General features: G+C 75.9%; 14 protein-coding genes. 9 read left to right on the forward strand and 5 right to left on the reverse strand.

Annotated features, from left to right (window positions below):
- A partial coding sequence (locus ACFPBZ_RS11420; RefSeq protein ID WP_378036172.1) for an ATP-binding protein occupies positions 1–2,659 on the forward strand: 2,659 nt, incomplete at its 5' end.
- Positions 2,660–2,752: 93 nt separating this feature from the next.
- A complete protein-coding gene (locus tag ACFPBZ_RS11425; RefSeq protein WP_378036173.1) occupies positions 2,753–3,439 on the forward strand; it encodes a hypothetical protein in 687 nt (228 codons plus the stop codon).
- 115 nt (positions 3,440–3,554) lie between these two features.
- Here ACFPBZ_RS11425 and ACFPBZ_RS11430 read toward each other — a convergent pair whose 3' ends face one another.
- On the reverse strand, positions 3,555–5,294 hold the full coding sequence (locus tag ACFPBZ_RS11430) for an HNH endonuclease signature motif containing protein (protein ID WP_378036174.1): 1,740 nt from the start codon (positions 5,292–5,294) through the stop codon (positions 3,555–3,557).
- 86 nt (positions 5,295–5,380) lie between these two features.
- On the opposite strand from ACFPBZ_RS11430, the gene ACFPBZ_RS11435 reads away from it, so the two are divergent.
- Positions 5,381–5,767: a nuclear transport factor 2 family protein gene (locus tag ACFPBZ_RS11435; protein ID WP_378036175.1), complete on the forward strand. Its 387-nt coding sequence runs from the start codon at positions 5,381–5,383 to the stop codon at positions 5,765–5,767.
- On the opposite strand, the gene ACFPBZ_RS11440 is transcribed toward ACFPBZ_RS11435, so the two are convergent.
- The 3 genes from ACFPBZ_RS11440 to ACFPBZ_RS11450 are packed head-to-tail and all read right to left on the reverse strand — an operon-like array spanning position 5,764 to position 8,647.
- A complete protein-coding gene (locus tag ACFPBZ_RS11440; protein WP_378036176.1) occupies positions 5,764–6,618 on the reverse strand; it encodes an ABC transporter permease in 855 nt (284 codons plus the stop codon). The two genes, ACFPBZ_RS11435 and ACFPBZ_RS11440, sit on opposite strands and share 4 nt — an antisense overlap.
- A complete protein-coding gene (locus ACFPBZ_RS11445; protein ID WP_378036177.1) occupies positions 6,615–7,574 on the reverse strand; it encodes an ABC transporter ATP-binding protein in 960 nt (319 codons plus the stop codon). The genes ACFPBZ_RS11440 and ACFPBZ_RS11445 overlap by 4 nt, the downstream gene beginning before the upstream one ends.
- The gene (locus ACFPBZ_RS11450; RefSeq protein ID WP_378036178.1) at positions 7,571–8,647 is read right to left on the reverse strand and encodes a LolA family protein; all 1,077 of its coding nucleotides are present in this window, start codon (positions 8,645–8,647) and stop codon (positions 7,571–7,573) included. The genes ACFPBZ_RS11445 and ACFPBZ_RS11450 overlap by 4 nt, the downstream gene beginning before the upstream one ends.
- A 64-nt stretch (positions 8,648–8,711) precedes the next feature.
- Here ACFPBZ_RS11450 and ACFPBZ_RS11455 point away from each other — a divergent pair, with 64 nt between their 5' ends.
- From ACFPBZ_RS11455 to ACFPBZ_RS11480, 6 genes are read left to right on the forward strand one after another with little or no spacing between them, the layout of a single operon-like run.
- Entirely contained in the window at positions 8,712–9,377 is a 666-nt protein-coding gene (locus ACFPBZ_RS11455) for a response regulator transcription factor (RefSeq protein WP_378036179.1), read from the forward strand.
- Entirely contained in the window at positions 9,374–10,696 is a 1,323-nt protein-coding gene (locus ACFPBZ_RS11460) for a HAMP domain-containing sensor histidine kinase (protein WP_378036180.1), read from the forward strand. Before ACFPBZ_RS11455 ends, ACFPBZ_RS11460 begins: the two co-directional genes overlap by 4 nt.
- A gap of 37 nt (positions 10,697–10,733) precedes the next feature.
- Positions 10,734–11,801, forward strand: a complete 1,068-nt coding sequence (locus ACFPBZ_RS11465) for an alpha/beta fold hydrolase (RefSeq protein WP_378036181.1) — start codon at positions 10,734–10,736, stop codon at positions 11,799–11,801.
- A 44-nt stretch (positions 11,802–11,845) separates the two neighbouring features.
- A complete protein-coding gene (locus ACFPBZ_RS11470; RefSeq protein WP_378036182.1) occupies positions 11,846–12,334 on the forward strand; it encodes a GNAT family N-acetyltransferase in 489 nt (162 codons plus the stop codon).
- 5 nt (positions 12,335–12,339) lie between these two features.
- Positions 12,340–13,074, forward strand: a complete 735-nt coding sequence (locus tag ACFPBZ_RS11475) for a HipA family kinase (protein WP_378036183.1) — start codon at positions 12,340–12,342, stop codon at positions 13,072–13,074.
- Positions 13,071–13,433: a DUF3037 domain-containing protein gene (locus tag ACFPBZ_RS11480; protein ID WP_378036184.1), complete on the forward strand. Its 363-nt coding sequence runs from the start codon at positions 13,071–13,073 to the stop codon at positions 13,431–13,433. The genes ACFPBZ_RS11475 and ACFPBZ_RS11480 overlap by 4 nt, the downstream gene beginning before the upstream one ends.
- Here ACFPBZ_RS11480 and ACFPBZ_RS11485 read toward each other — a convergent pair.
- Entirely contained in the window at positions 13,430–15,529 is a 2,100-nt protein-coding gene (locus ACFPBZ_RS11485) for a prolyl oligopeptidase family serine peptidase (RefSeq protein ID WP_378036185.1), read from the reverse strand. The genes ACFPBZ_RS11480 and ACFPBZ_RS11485 overlap by 4 nt on opposite strands.
- Positions 15,530–15,549: the final 20 nt, after the last annotated feature.

A 15,549-nucleotide genomic window follows, 5' to 3' on the forward strand; every position in this document is an offset into this window, starting at 1 on the left:
CCTGCGCGAGAGCGGGGTGGCGCTGATGGCCCGCGTCCTCGTCGGGGGGCAGCGCACCGGCGCCGCCCTCGTCGGGCTGCGCGACGCCCGCGAGCGGCTCTCCGACGAGCCCGGCCTCGACCCCGGTCCCGTGCTCCGCGAGGCCGAGGCGACGGTGCTCCACCCGGCCGCCCGACCGCAGCCGACGCCGCCGCCACCACCCCCACCACCACCATCCCCGCCGCCGGCGCCACGGCGGCCGGCCGAGGCGCAGCCCGACGACGGCTTCCTCGGCCGGACCGACGAGCTGCACCGGCTGCACCGCGCCCGGAGCGCCACCGGGCCGCGGGCCGCCGTCGTGTGGGTGGCCGCGGAGGCGGGGACGGGCAAGTCGGCCCTCGTCGAACGCTTCGCCCGCGAGTCGGCCGCCGAGGGCGCGCGCGTCCTGCGGGCCCGCTGCTCCGAGGTCGACGGCGCCCCTCCGGGGTGGGCGTGGCGCGACCTGGTCGAGCGGACCGGCGGCGCCCCGCCCGCGGCCACCGACCCGTTCACGCTGACCGCTGCGGTCGCGGGCCTCGTCGGGAACGGCCCGACGACCATCGTCTGTGAGGACGTCCACCGCGGGGACGGCGAGACGCTGCAGGTCCTGCGCCACCTCGTCGCGAGCGGCGACGTCCCGCTGCTCGTCGTCGCGACCTACCGCGACGACGAGGTGTCGGACGACCTGCGGGCCACCCTCGCGCTGCTCGCGGCCCAGACCCTCGACCGTCTCCGGTTGGGCGGGCTCGACCCCGACTCCGGGCGCCGGCTCCTGCGGCGCACCGCCGGGCGCGCCCTCGCCGACCGCACGTGGCGCGCCCTGCTGGAGCGGGCGGCCGGCAACGCCCTGTTCCTGCGCGAGCTCGGCGGGCTGGTGCGGACCGAGGGCGACGAGGTCGCGACCCGCGAGCTGCCGGCCGGGGTGGGCGACGTGCTCGGCCGGCGGATCGCGCGCCTGCCCGCCCGCGCCGTCGCGACGCTCACGCGGGCCGCGGTGCTCGGGCGGGACGTCGACGTCGACCTCGTGCTCGAGGTCGACGCGCTGCGGGGCCCGCTGACCGAGGACGAGCTGCTCGACGACCTCGACACCGGCCTCGTCGCGGGCCTGCTCGAACCCGTTCCCGACGATGCCCGCGGCGGCCTGCGCTTCGCCCACGCCCTGGTGCGCGACACGATCGTCGCCCGCATCCCGCCGCTGCGCCGGGCCCGGCTGCACCGCGCGCTGCTGGACGCCCTCGAGGCCCGGCACCCCGACCGCGTGCACGCCCTCGCCCACCACGCCGAGCTCGCCCTCGACACCGCCACCGCGCCCCGCGCGCTGCCCCACCTGCTCGCCGGCGCCGCGAGTGCTCACGGGACGGGCGCGGTCGACGACGCGGTCCGCTGGTGGCGGGCGGGCCTGCGGGCCCACGACCTCGGCGCGGGCGACGCGACGAGCCGCCTGCGCACCCACCGCGACCTGGTCCGCTCGCTGGCCGCCGCCGGCGACCTGACCGCCGCCCGGGCCGAGCGGGCCCGCTGCATCGAGCTCGCGTCGGCGACCGGCGACGTGCTCGACGAGGCGTGGGCCTGGAGCTGGGACGTGGTCGCGCTGTGGTCGACCCGCCCGCTGCTCGCCGAGCAGTCCGCGGCGGTGGCCCGGGTGCAGGAGCTGCTCGCGGTCGTCGGGACCACCGACCGCCGGCTGCGCGCCGAGCTGCTCCTGGCCCTGGCGCACGAGGCCGAGCCGTGGCTGGTCGACGTCGGCCGGCCGGCGGGGGAGGAGGCGCTGGCCCTGGCCCGGGAGCTCGACGACCCGCGGCTGGTCTGCCGCGCGCTCAACGTCGCGCACTTCCACACCTTCGGCGTGCTCGACCCCGACCACCAGCGCCGGGTCGGCGAGGAGATGCTCGCCGTCGCGACCCGCGCCGACCTGGGCGACCACCGGGCCCTGGCGCACCTGATCCTGTCCGCCGCCGCGGTGGGCCGGGGCGACCTCGACGCCGCGCGCCACCACCTCGACGGGGCGACCGCGACCGCCGGGGCGGGCCAGCTCCCGGTCCTCGCCCTCTCCGTCGCGGTGTTCGCGGCGACCCTCGACCTCGTCCACGGCCGCGTCGACGCCGCCCGCGACGCCTTCGACGAGCTCACCGCCCGCATCACCGCCTCCGGCGACCCCAACGGCGCGTTGATCCGCGCCTGGGTGCTGGCCACGGTCGCCGCGGCGGCCGGGGACGGCTCGGCCGCCGTCGAGGTCGAGTCCGTCGTGGCCGCGGGCGGCGCGTCGGGGGTGGCCGTGCTGCGGGTGCTGAGCCACCTCGACGCCGGCCGGGTCGACGAGGCCCGGGCCCTCTGGCCGCTGCCGGTCTACCCCCGCGAGTCGACCTGGCTGCTGGAGACCGCCCTCCAGTGCCTCGCGGCGTGCCGGCTCGGCGACACCGCCGTCGTCCGCCGGACCGCCGACGACCTGCGGCCGTGGGCCGGGCAGCTCGTGCGCACCGTCAACGGCCAGCTCGTCCTCGGCCCGGTCGACCTGGTGCTGGCCCGGGCCGCCGTCGCCCTCGGCGAGGACCCCCGCCCGCACGCCGAGAGTGCCGTCGCCCTGGCCCGCCGGCTCGACGCCCCGCACTGGACGGCCGAGGCGGACGCGCTGCTGGGGTGAGGGCGGTCGATCACAAGTCGGCTGCAAGTGGTGGAGCGCACCGTCGCACCCGACGGGCGCCACCGCGGGCGCCCGGGAACCGGGAGTCCCGCCATGACCACCACGCACCGTCGCCTGCTCGCCCTCGGGGGCGCCGCGCTCGCCGCCTCCGGCATCACCGGGCTCGCCGGCGGGATGCTGCACCCCGTGGTGGACGGGCAGTCGCACTCCGCGGCGTCGCTCGCGGCGGGTGGCGGTCCACCGGCGTACGCCCTGCTCTACGGCGGCGCGATCCTGCTGATGCTCGGCCTGCCCGCGGTGACCGCCTGGCTCGCCGACCGCGTCGGGGTGCTCGGCCTCGTCGGCCTCACGCTCTACTTCGTGGGCAACGCGCTGTCCGCGCAGTCGCACCTCGTGGTGGAGGGGTTCGTCGCCCGCGAGCTCGCCGGCATCCCCGGTGTGGTTCCGGATCCAGTACTGCACGCCGATAGGGGTTCGATCGTGGCGGCGCCGTCGTTCGCGCTGCTGCAGGTGATCGGCGGGCTGGTGTTCGTCGCCGGGGTGCTCCTCACCGGGATCGCCCTGCTGCGCCGCGGTGCCGGCATCCCCTGGTGGGTGGGCGCGGCCTTCGTCGCCTCGGCGATCGGGGTGCTGATCCCGCTGCCCGAGGCCCCGGTGCTGACCGGTCTGCAGGTGGAGCTCTTCGAGGCGATCGGCACCGTCGGGCTCGGGGTGCTCGCGATCCGGGCGGCGCGGACTCCCTCGACGGCACCGCGACGGGACCCCGTGCCGGTGGGCTGAGAGCCCACGGGAGCGAGCAGTCCACCGGATCGAGCAGCACTGTGCCGACGACGGCGGGTGTCACCACCCGCCGTCGTCGGCGTGCGTGCGTGCGTGCGTCGGTCAGGTACGTCGATCAGGCGCGGACGGTCTGCCAGGGGCGGTTGTGTCGGAGCCGCTGGGCCGGGTCGAGCCACCGGGGTGGTCGGAACCAGGGCATCCCGTCGATCATCACGATCTCCCACCCGCTGTGGTGGACCAGCGAGTGGTGGTATGCGCACAACAGGACGCAGTTCTCCGGGCAGGTCTCGCCGCCGTCGACCCAGTGCAGGATGTGGTGCGCGTGGGTCTTGCGGGCCCGCCGGCGGCACCCGGGGTGGGCGCAGTGCCGGTCGCGGAGGTAGAGCGCGCGGCGGACGTGCGGGGGCACGATCCGGACCTTGCGGCCGAGATCGAGCGGCTGGCCCTCCCCGCCCATGACGGCGGGGACGAGGTCGGCGTCGCAGGCGAGGCGCCGCGCGGTCTCGGGACGGATGTAGGTGTTCTCCCCGAGCAGCCCGAGCTTCAGGGTGCCGTCGGGCGGTGGGGTGGCCTCGCGGAGTTGTCGCCGGAGCGTCTCGAGGTCGACGGTGAGGGTCAGCGCGACGCGTTCCCCACCCTCGGAGTCGGCGCGGCTCCAGGCCGGTGGGGCGCCGGCCGGTGTCCCCGGCTCGGGCTTCGGGGCATCGGCGTCGGGATCGGTGTCGGGGTCGAACAGGCCCCACCCGGTCGTCTCCTCGGCGCCGGCCGGGTCGCCGGCCGACGGGGTGGCCTCGGGCGAGGTGGTGTCGACGCCGCGCTGGTAGGCCTCGCCGGCGAGGTCGAGCAGGGCCTGCGCGCGCCGTTCGGGGAGCGTGCGCAGCGCCTGGCTGTCGGGGGACTCGCCCCGTTCGGGGCCGTCGGTCCGACCACGCTCGGGCTGGTCCTCGAGAGCGGCGCCCTCGGGCGGTGGGGTGGCGTGGGCCAGGGCCGTGGCGAGGAACTCCGCGGCGGCGGGGTCGCGGTACGCGAAGCGCCCGGCGAGGGTGCCGTCCTTGCGTCGCAGGTAGTGCAGTTCGTTCTCCGGCGGCGGGTCGTCGTCGGGGGCGGTGCCGTCGGGGTCGAGCAGCGCGAGGATGGCGCCGGCGGCCTTGGCCAGCGCGGCGGGCGCGTGGGTGGTGGCGAGCTCGGCCAACTGCGTCTCGGTGGTCGCCAGGACCTCGTCGGCGAGCGCCGGCACCACGGCGTCCAGGCGGTGCAGCGTCTTCCGGATGACCTCGACGTGCCCCGGTCCGATCGTCCCGGCCTCGACCAGCGCGGCGGTCGCGGGGAGGTCGGCGGGCTCCGGGCTCCCGGTGGGGGACACCGTGGTGGCCAGGGAGGCGGCGTGACGGGTGAGGCGCAGCGCCTCGGACGGGTCGATGCGGACGTGGTCCTCGAGCAGGCGGGTCACCGACCGGTAGCCGGTCTCGGTGACCGCGTCGGAGGCCTGGAGCCCCTGCAGTGCGCGATAGGCGCGGGCGTGCGCGAGGCGGAGCGCCTGGACGGCGGCCGCGGTCTCGGCGAGCGCCGTCGACGACGCCACGGACAACCCGTCCCGGTCGCTCTCCGGCTCGAGCCCGGGGATGGACCAGTCGGGAGCCGAGCCGTCACAGCCCGCGGCGGAGGGCCCGGGATCGGGCTCCGAGGAGCACAGCGTGACGAGCTGCTCCTCCTCGACGCACAGCGCCGCGAACTCCTCGTCGGTGAGGCGCTCGTCGAACTCCTGCCAGGGATCGTCGTCGGGGAACCACACGGGCAGCCCGTCGGCCCCGAGGTCCCCTGCGGGATCGGGAGCGGGTTCCACCGGCGCGGCCATGATCCCAGTATCGAACACATGTTCGAACGGTGCCAGCGCCCGTTCGGAGCAACTCGATCATGTCCGCGACCGGCACGATCGAGACCATGACCCCGAGCACCGCGGCACAGCGAGTCCTCGACGCCCTCGCGGCGACCGACACCCCCGAGCCGCCGTCCGACCTGTTCGCCGAGGGCGCCGTCACCTGGCACTCGTTCGACGAGGTCGAGGAGCCGACGCTGGTCCACACCCTCGCGACGCTGCGCGCGATCCGGGCCGTGATCCCCGACTTCACGATGGCCGACGTCCGCACCACCGGCGACGACGAGCAGACCGGCCTGGCCCGCTACGTGCTGACCGGGACCCTCCCCGACGGGTCCCGGCTCCACGCACCGGCGGCGATGGTGATCCACCTCGAGGACGGGCTCGTCACCCGCCTCGAGGAGTACGTGGACACCGCCCAGCTCGCCCCGCTGTTCGCCGCCCTGGGTTAGGCGTCCCGGCGACGCATCCGGACCACGGTGATCGTCATCCCGACGACCACGTAGACCAGGGCCCGCAGCGACGACGACGCGATGCCGTCGAGCGGCAGCGGGTCGCGCAGGACGTCCGTGCCGGCGGTGAACCCGGAGGTCAGCAGCAGGGGCTGCAGCCACGACAGGGACGGGATCGCGCCGAGCACCCCGAACACGATCATCCCGCCCAGCACGGACGCCAGGACCACGAGCGGGTGCTCGGTGAAGGTCGAGATCGCCAGCGCCACCGCGCCGACGGCGAGCAGCTGGCCGATCGTCCACGCCGCGACGAGCGCGATCCGCCCGAGTGCCTCGCCGAAGCCGAGCGTCGTGCCCGACAGGGTGATCAGCGAGCCCGGCCCGCCGACCACGACCGCGCCGGCCACCATCCCGACGACCGCCACGATCACGACCGCGAGCACCGCCACCGTGATCACGCCGGCGGACTTCATGACGACGAGGCGCATCCGGCCGACCGGGGCGAGCAGCAGCCCGCGCAGCGTGCCGGTGGAGGCCTCGCCCGCGATGGCGTCGGCCGCCGAGCTGGCGACGGCGAGCGGGAGCAGCAGCGTCAGGGCGAGCCCGAGGGCGACGACCGGCAGGACGAAGCCGTTGCCGGCGACCTGCGCGACGAGCCCCGGGCCCCGCCCCGACGACGGCGATCCCGCGAGCGCGATCCCGATGGCCACGGCGACCGGGATGAGCGCGAGCAGACCGAGCACGACGAGCGTGCGGGGCCGGCGCAGCACCCAGCGCAGCTCGGCCGCGACCAGGCGCCCCAGGGGAGCGGTGGCGCGCGTCCTCGAGCGTTCCGACAGCACGGCGGTCACGAGTCCTCCTCGGTGAGTCGGGCGAAGAGCTCCTCGAGGTGCGCGCGTCGCCGCTGGACCTCCCACACGCCGATGCCGGCCCGGACCAGCGTGGCCACCACGTCGGGCGGCTCCAGCGGCCCGCCCGGCACGACGACCGCGGTCTCGCGCAGGTAGGCACCGGCGCCGGTCGCGCGCAGGGCGGTGACGGCCCCGGCGGGGTCGTCGGTGGTGACGACCAGCTCGGCGTCGTGGTCGAGCAGCGTGGCCAGCTCGCCCGAGACGAGCAGCGAGCCGCGCTGCAGCACCGCGACGTGGGTGCAGACGGCCTCCACCTCGGCGAGCAGGTGGGACGAGAGCACCACCGTGGTGCCGGCGTCGTGCAGCTCGGCGACCACGCGGCGGACGTCGCGGGTGCCGGCCGGGTCGAGGCCGTTGGTGGGCTCGTCGAGCACCACCAGCTTCCGCGGGACGAGCAGCGCCCCCGCCAGCCCGAGGCGCTGCTTCATGCCCAGCGAGTAGCCCCGGAACCGGCGGCGGGCGGCGTCGGCGAGACCCACCCGCTCGAGCGCCGCGTCGACGGGGCCGCGCAGGTCGCCGTCGAGGCGGGGCTCGCAGGCGGCGACGCGCAGCAGGTTGTCGCGCCCGGAGAGGAACGGGTGGAAGCCGGGCCCCTCGACGAGGGCGCCGACGTCCGGCAGGGACGCCGGCAGCTCGTCGCCCGAGCGGCCGAGGAGCTCGACGTGCCCGGCGCTCGGGCGGGTCAGCCCGAGCAGCATCCGGATCAGCGTCGTCTTCCCCGACCCGTTCGGGCCGAGCATGCCGAGCACCGCGCCCGCCGGGATCTCGAGGTCGATGCCGTCGACCGCGACGACCTTCCCGAACGTCTTGCGGACGCCGCGCACCCTCGCGGCCGGCACCGGGGCCTCGTCGGGAAGGTCCTTCCCGACGAGAGCCTCGTGCTGGGTCGCCGTCATCGCGCCAGGGCCTCGGTGAGGACCTGCTCGGGGACGGCGCCGGCGGCCACGCGGCCGTCGTCGGTGACGATCGCCGTGGCGACGGCGGTGGAGATCAGGCGCCCGGTGCCCCAGGGGCCGCTGACGGGCGAGCCGAGGGCGGACAGGTCGGGAGCACCCTCGGGTGCTCCCTCGGGCTGACCCGGCTGGGGCTGACCCGGCTGGGGCTGACCGGCCTGGGCCGGGCGCTGGAGCACGACGACGCGGTCCCAGCCCTCGCCGACGGTCCTCGGGGCGGTGGCGCCCTCCGGACGATCCGGCCGGTCACCCTGCGGGGCGTCCTTCACCGTGGTGCCGGGCGGCGGGGTGAAGGCGAACAGCGCCGGGTCCTGGGGCTCGAAGGCGATGCTGTCGAAGCCGAGGGTCAGTGCCGGGTCGGGCGAGCCGGTGGCCAGCACCGTCAGCTGCAGCGGGATGCGCTTCTCGGCGTCGACGGCCACGCGGACCTCGCGGAGCAGCGTGCGCTCGTTCGGCTGCGGGGTGAGGACGAGCTGGTAGGCGGGCCGGCCGGCGACCTCGGCGGTGCCGTCGACGGCGACGTTGCTCGTCTTCCGGAGCTCCGCGATCATCGACGTGGCCGCGCCGGCCGGGTCGGTCTGCGGGTCCACACCGGCGGGCCCGGCGCCCTCGGGGCGCTGCCCGGCCTCGCCGGTGGAGCGGGTGGCGGTGCGGTCGGTGGAGTCGTAGGCCCAGCGCGTGGTGCCGTCGGAGACGAGCGTCTTCTCGCCCTCGGACGACGGCAGCGCGACGCGGCCCTTGCCGTCGCCGCCCGACCAGACGCGAGCCGTGGACGAGCCGTTGCCGAGCTGCGGGGCCTGCGGCAGCGCCGGGAGGCCGAGCTCGTTGTCGACCGTGATCGACCCGTCGAAGGGCCCGGGCTGCGCGGTGATCACCGACGCGACCAGGTCCTCCGGGCTCACCGGCGGCAGCTCGGGCGCGGCGGACGCACCCGGCGCCAGCACCACCCCGACCGCCACCGCCCCGGCGAGCACCGCCCCTGCTGCTGTCCCGTACCACCTGCGCCTGCTGCTCATGGACACCATCGTCGTCCCGATCGGCTGAGACCCTCACAGCGCCGGCGGGACTACGGTCGGACGCGTGCCGCGAGTGCTGGTGGTCGACGACGAGCCCGGGCTGCGGGCCGCGCTCGTCCGCGGGCTCGGCGCCGAGGGCATGGACGTGGTCGCGGTCGGCGACGGCCCGACCGGGCTGGCCGAGGCCTCGTCGGGAACCTTCGACGCGGTGGTGCTCGACATCGTCATGCCGGGGCTGTCGGGCTACCGGGTGCTCGAGCGGCTGCGCGCGCAGGGGATCGAGACCCCGGTGCTGCTGCTCTCGGCCAAGGACGGCGAGGTCGACCAGGCCGACGGGCTCGACCTCGGCGCCGACGGCTACCTCGTGAAGCCCTTCTCCTTCGTCGTGCTCGTCGCCCAGCTCCGCGCCCTGCTGCGCCGGCGCGTCCCCGCCGCGGTCACGCTCGTCCGGGGGCCGCTGCAGCTCGACGGCGACACCGCCACCTGGGACGGCCGCGACCTCGGGCTCGCCCCGCGCGAGCTCGCGGTGCTGCACGCGCTTGCGGTGCGGCCCGGGGCCGTCGTCACGAAGGACGACCTGCTCACCACCGTGTGGGGCGACGGGGCCGCGGCCCGCAACGTCGTCGAGGTCTACGTCGGCTACCTGCGGCGCAAGCTCGCGGCGGTGGGGGCCGACGGCCTCGTCGTGACCGAGCGGGGGCGCGGGTACCGGGTCGATCTACCCACGTGAGGCCCGGCTGGTGGGCGCGGCGCGGCCTGCGGACCCGGATCGCGGTGGTGGTCGGGCTCGTGTCGCTCGTCGTGCTGCTCGCCCTGTCGCGGCTCGGCGCCGGGCTGCTGCTCGACGCCGTCGTCGAGGCCGGGGACGGCGAGCTGCGCGACCGCGCCACCGCGGCCCGGGAGGCGGCGCTCGTCGGGACGCCGCTGCCGGGTGGGCTGCGGCTGACCGACGTGGCCGGGACGCCCGTCGACGGCCGCGGACCGGTCCCGCTCGCCGCGCCGGCGGTGCGGGCGCTGGGCTCGGGGGAGCCGGTGACGGTGACCGGGCCGGGCGAGCCGCGGCGCTGGGTCGCGGTGCCCGTGACGCTGCCCGACGGGTCCTCGCGCCTGGTCCTGGCCTCGCGCGACCTCGTCGGGTCGACGTCCCTGCTCGGCGGTGCGGCGGGCTGGTTCCTGCCCGGGGTGCTCCTCGCGGCCGCGGTGCTCGCGGGCGGGGCGTGGCTCGCGGCGGGGGCGGCGCTGCGCCCGGTCGGGCGGCTGCGGGCGGCCGCGGCGGCGGTGGGGGAGTCCGAACGCCTCCCGGTGCCGCCCTCACGCGACGAGCTGGCCGCGCTCGCCCGCGAGATCAACCTGCTGCTGGAACGGCGCGACGACGCGGCGGACCGGCTGCGGCGCTTCTCCGACGACGCCGCCCACGAGCTGCGCTCGCCGATCGCCTCGCTGCGCGCGACCGCGGACGTCGCGGTGGCGTACCCGGCGCCGGGGAGCACGGAGGAGGACCGGGAGGCCTGGCGCACGGTGGCGCGCGACGCCGAACGCCTGTCGGTGCTGGTCACGGACCTGCTCGCGCTCGCCCGCGCCGACGGCGGGGAGCGGGGCCGGGCGCAGGCGGTGGAGCTGGGGGGCGCGGTGGCCGAGGCGGTGGGACGGCTTCCCGACGATGCCGGCCCCGTGGTCACCGTGTGGGCGCCCGTCGGGGCGTACGCCTCCGCGACCCCCGCGGAGGTCGGTCTGGTGCTCGACAACCTCGTCGGAAACGCCCGCCGGCACGCCCGCTCGGTGGTCCACGTGTCGGTGGTCCCCGCCGGGGCGTGGGTGCGGCTGCTGGTCGACGACGACGGTCCGGGCATTCCCGACGAGGAGCGGACGCGGGTCTTCGACCGCTTCACCCGCGTCGAGGCGACCGCCGGGACCACGGGCTCGGGGCTGGGCCTGGCGCTGGTGGCCCGCCTCGTCGAGGGGCGCGGCGGGACGGTGCGGGCGGGGACCTCCCCGGACGGCGGGGCCCGGCTGACCGCACGGTGGCCCGCCGCCCGGTCCGGGCCCTAGCCTCCGCGCGACGGGATCGACCGACGTGGAGGCCGCGATGACGGGGACCGACCGGCAGGGCTACTACTCCCACGCCCAGCAGGGGGAGCACGAGTACTTCGACCTGGGGTCGTTCGTCCTGCAGTCGGGCTACACGCTGCCGGCGGCGACGCTGGCCTACCGCACCCACGGGACGCTGAACGAGGTGAAGGACAACCTCGTCCTGTTCCCGCACATGTACTCGGGCACCCCGTCCTCGCTCGACGACTACATCGGGCCGGGGAAGCCGCTCGACACCGAGAAGTACTTCGTCGTGTGCCCGGGGCAGCTCGGGGGCGGCATGTCGAGCTCGCCGTCGAACACCCCGGCGCCGTTCGACCGCGGGCAGTTCCCGGCCGTCGCGATCGCCGACGACGTCCTCGCCCAGTACCGGCTGGTCTCCGAGCACTTCGGCGTCGAGCAGCTGCACGCCGTGCTGGGCTGGTCGATGGGCGCGCAGCAGACCTACGAGTGGGCGGTCCGCTTCCCCGACATGGTGCCCCGCGCGGCCGCGTTCGCCGGGACCGCGAAGACCCCGGCGCACAACCAGGTGTTCATCGACCTGCACACCGAGCTGCTGCGCTCCGACCCCGCCTTCGCCGACGGCTTCTACTCCGACGCCGCCGACGTGCGCCTCGGCCTGACCCGCCACGCGCTCGCGTTCTCGCTCGAGGGCTTCACCCACGAGTGGTACCGGGGCGAGCACTGGCGCGGGCTGGGCTACGCCACCGCGAACGACTTCCGCCAGCACTTCATCCGCGGCTACTTCGCCCCGATGGACCCGAACAACCTCCTCACCCAGGCGGCCAAGTGGTGGGCGGGCGACATCTCCCCGCACGGCGACGGCTCGCTGCCCACGGCGCTCGGGAGGATCACCGCACACTTCTTCGTCGTGCCCTTCGGCGGCGACAGCTTCTTCCCCGTCGAGGACTGCGAGGCCGAGGCCGGTCACCTGCCCCACGGCGAGCTGCGGGTGATCGACACACCGGCCGGCCACTTCGGCATGTTCGCGCTGCGCCCCGAGGACGGGCAGCGGATCGGCGAGGTGATGGTCGAGATGCTCTCGAGCCCGGGCCACACCGTCTGAGCCGCCCGGCCGGACCGTCGGGGGTACTGGGCAGAATGGGCGCCGTGAGTCCCACGATCGCGCTGCACGACGCCCGCCCCGACGCCGAGCCCGGCCTCTCGGCGCTGCGCGGCTACGTCCGCGACGTCCTCGGGCGCATGCACGGCCGCCCGGTCTCCGACGACGAGGTCGAGGAGTTCATGGCCGAGAGCCCCAGCGAGGGCCTCGACGCGTTCGTCCTCGCCACGGGTCCCGACGATGCCGTGCTCGGCTGCGTCGGCCTGCGCCTTCACGGGGCGGGGGTCCCCGACGACGCCGCCGAGGTCAAGCGGATGTGGACGGCGCCGGAGACGCGCGGGCTCGGCGTCGGGAAGTCGCTGCTCGCCGAGGTGCTCCGCCGGGCCCGCGATGCCGGGCGCACCCGGCTCGTCCTCGACACCCGGGCCGACCTCGTGGAGGCGCGCACGCTCTACGAGCGCGCCGGGTTCGTCGAGGTCGAGCCCTACAACGACAACCCGTACGCGCAGGTCTGGTACGCGCTGGACCTGCGGTGAGGCGGGTGACGGCGACCCGGTACGTCACGCCGCTGCGCGAGGGCGGGTCGCTGCCCGGGCTGGTCGAGGCCGACGACCTCGGCACCTACGTCGTCAAGTTCTCCGGCGCCGGGCAGGGCGTGAAGGCGCTCGTCGCGGAGGTGGTCGCCGGCGGCATCGGGCGCGCGCTGGGGCTGCGGGTGCCCGAGCTCGTGGTCGTCGACCTCGACCCCGTCGTCGCCCGCTCGGAGCCCGACTGGGAGGTCCAGGAGCTGCTCGCCCGCTCCGGCGGGCCGAACCTCGGCATGGACTTCCTGCCCGGCTCGCTGGGCTTCGACCCGGTCGCGCACACCGTCGACCCGGACGAGGCGGCGCGCATCGTCTGGTTCGACGCGTTCGTCGAGAACGTCGACCGCACGTGGCGGAACCCGAACCTGCTGCGCTGGCACCGCGAGCTGTGGTGCATCGACCACGGCGCCTGCCTGTACTTCCACCACTCCTGGGCCCGGGCCGCGGCCGTGGTCGGCCGCGCCTACGACGCGTCCGACCACGTGCTCCGCCCCTCGACGACCACCGCGGCGCGCACCGCCGCCGACGCGGAGCTGGCCCCGCGGGTGACCCGCGAGCTGCTCGAGGAGGTGGTCGCCGAGGTGCCCGTGGAGTGGCTCGACGATCCCTCCTTCGGTTCGCCCGACGAGGCCCGCGCGGCGTACGTCGAGCACCTGTCGGCGCGGGTGGCCGACCGGACGTGGGCACCGTGAACGAATACGAGTACGCGGCCCTGCGGGTGGTCCCGCGCGTCGACCGCGGTGAGTGCGTGAACGTCGGGGTGCTGCTCTACTGCCGCTTCGCGGTCCACCTGACGATGCGCCTGGCGCTCGACCTCGACCGCCTGCGTGCGCTGGCCCCCGACCTCGACCTCGACGAGGTCGCCCTCGCCGTCCACGCCTGGCCGCGCACGGTGGCGGGGGAGGGGCCGGCCGGGGTGCTCTCGCCCGGGGAGCGCTTCCGGTGGCTCACGGCGCCGCGCTCGACGGTGGTGCAGGCCGGACCGGTGCACACCGGGCTGACGGCCGACCCCGATGCCGAGGCCGACCGCCTGCTCTCCCGCCTCGTCTAGCCGGCCAGGCCGACCTCCCGCCGGCAGAACTCCAGCACCAGGGCCCACTGGAACGCCCGCTGCGCGTTGTCGGCCGCGCCGCTGTGGCCGCCCTCGACGTTCTCGTAGTACTCCACCTGGTGCCCGTACTCGCGCAGCCGCGCGACGAACTTGCGCGCGTGGCCCGGGTGCACGCGGTCGTCGCGGGTGGACGTCGTGACCAGCAGCGACGGGTACTTCTCGTCCGTCGAGAGCTGCTGGTAGGGCGAGTACTGCGAGATGAACGCCCAGTCGGCCTCGTCGTCGGGATCGCCGTACTCGGCCATCCACGAGGCGCCCGCGAGCAACAGGTGGAAGCGCCGCATGTCGAGCAGCGGCACCATCACCACCACGGCCCCGAACAGCTCCGGGTAGCGCGTGATCATCACGCCCATGAGGAGCCCGCCGTTGGAGCCGCCGTGGATCGCGAGCTGCGGTGCGGTGGTGATGCCCCGCGCGACGAGGTCGCGCGCGACGGCCGCGAAGTCCTCGAAGGCGCGGTGCCGGTGCTCGCGCAGCGCCGAGGTGTGCCACTCCGGCCCGTACTCGCCGCCGCCGCGGATGTTGGCCACGACGTACACCCCGCCGGGCTGGATCCAGCCGAGCCCCATGATCCCGGAGTACGACGGCGTCCGGGAGATCTCGAAGCCGCCGTAGCCGGTCATCAGCACCGGCGCCGGTTCGTCGCGCTCCTTCCCGACGACGAAGTAGGGCACCTTCGTGCCGTCGTCGGAGGTCGCGAAGAACTGCCTCGTCGTGACGCCCCCGGCGTCGAAGAAGGCCGGGGCCGAGCGCAGCGTCTCCAGGGGCGCGTCCTCGGCCTCGCTGCCCCCGAGCTCGCCGCGCACGAACGTCGAGGGCCGGGTGAAGCCGTCGGTGTCGAGGAAGATCTCGTCGGAGACGTCGGGGTCGACGCCCATCACCCCGACCACCGAGAAGTCGTCGCCCGTCGGCAGCTCTCGGCGCGCCCACTCGCCCGGCGCCCAGGTCTCCGGGCCCTGCGGCGGGGTGAGCACCTCGAGCTTCGTCGCGACGTCCTCGAGGACCGTGAGGATCAGGTACGACCTCGTCCACGACCAGCCCGAGAGCGACCGCGACGGGGTGGGCGAGAACAGCACGGTGTGCTCGCGCGACCCCTCGAGGTAGGCGTCCATCGCGAAGGCCAGCAGCGTGCCGGCGGGGTACTCGCTGCCGTCGACGGTCCACGACGACCGCGTCCGCACCAGCAGCCACGCCCGGTCGACGTCGGTGTCGGCGTCCGGCGGCACGTCGAGCAGCACCGGGGAGCCGTCGGCGCCGAGGACGAACTCCTGCGAGGTGTGGAAGTCGGGGCTGCGCCCGACGAACTCGCGCTCGAAGCCGACGGTGCGGTCGGCGCCCGCGAACGCCGCGACGTCGGTCTCCTCGGCCTCGAAGACCACGGGGGCGTCGGCGACGGCCGTGCCCCGGGTCCAGCGGCGCATCACGCGCGGGTAGCCCGACGTCGTCATCGAGCCCGGCCCGAGGTCGGTCCCGACGAACACCGTGTCGTCGCCCGCCCACGAGATGCGGCTCTTCGCCTCGGGGAGCGCGAACCCGCCCTCGTCCTCGGGCACGAACCGCTTGGCCTCGAGGTCGAACTCGCGCACCACCGTGGCGTCGGCCCCGCCGCGGGACAGCTGCACGAGGGCGCGCGTGTAGTCGGGCCAGCGGGCCGCCGCCCCCGCCCACACCCAGTTCTCGTCCTCGGCGGTGGCGAGGGCGTCGACGTCGAGCAGCAGCTCCCAGTTCGGCTCGCCGGACCGGTACTCGTCGAGGGTGGTGCGCCGCCACAGGCCGCGCGGGTGCTCGGCGTCCTGCCAGAAGTTGTAGAGCCGCTCGCCGCGGCGGCGGGTGTAGGGGATGCGGTCGTCCGAGTCGAGGACGGCCCGCAGCTGGTCGCGCAGTGCGGTGAACCGCTCGGTGTTCGTCAGCGCGCCGATCGTCTCGGCGTTGCGCTGCCGGACCCAGGAGAGCGCCTCCTCGCCGGTGACGTCCTCGAGCCAGAGGTACGGGTCGTCGGTCACGGCGTCGGTCGAGGAGGGGGGTGCGGAGGTCACCCGTCCAGTCTGCCGATTGC

The sequence above is a fragment of the Actinomycetospora atypica genome, from assembly GCF_042653685.1.
Taxonomy (GTDB): Bacteria; Actinomycetota; Actinomycetes; order Mycobacteriales; family Pseudonocardiaceae; genus Actinomycetospora; species Actinomycetospora atypica.

Coding starts and splice junctions, on each gene's coding strand:
- ACFPBZ_RS11425 (WP_378036173.1), top strand. CDS start 2,753: ATGACCACCACGCACCGTCGCCTGCTCGCCCTCGGGGGCGCCGCGCTC.
- ACFPBZ_RS11430 (WP_378036174.1), bottom strand. CDS start 5,294: ATGGCCGCGCCGGTGGAACCCGCTCCCGATCCCGCAGGGGACCTCGGG.
- ACFPBZ_RS11435 (WP_378036175.1), top strand. CDS start 5,381: ATGACCCCGAGCACCGCGGCACAGCGAGTCCTCGACGCCCTCGCGGCG.
- ACFPBZ_RS11445 (WP_378036177.1), bottom strand. CDS start 7,574: ATGACGGCGACCCAGCACGAGGCTCTCGTCGGGAAGGACCTTCCCGAC.
- ACFPBZ_RS11450 (WP_378036178.1), bottom strand. CDS start 8,647: ATGAGCAGCAGGCGCAGGTGGTACGGGACAGCAGCAGGGGCGGTGCTC.
- ACFPBZ_RS11465 (WP_378036181.1), top strand. CDS start 10,734: ATGACGGGGACCGACCGGCAGGGCTACTACTCCCACGCCCAGCAGGGG.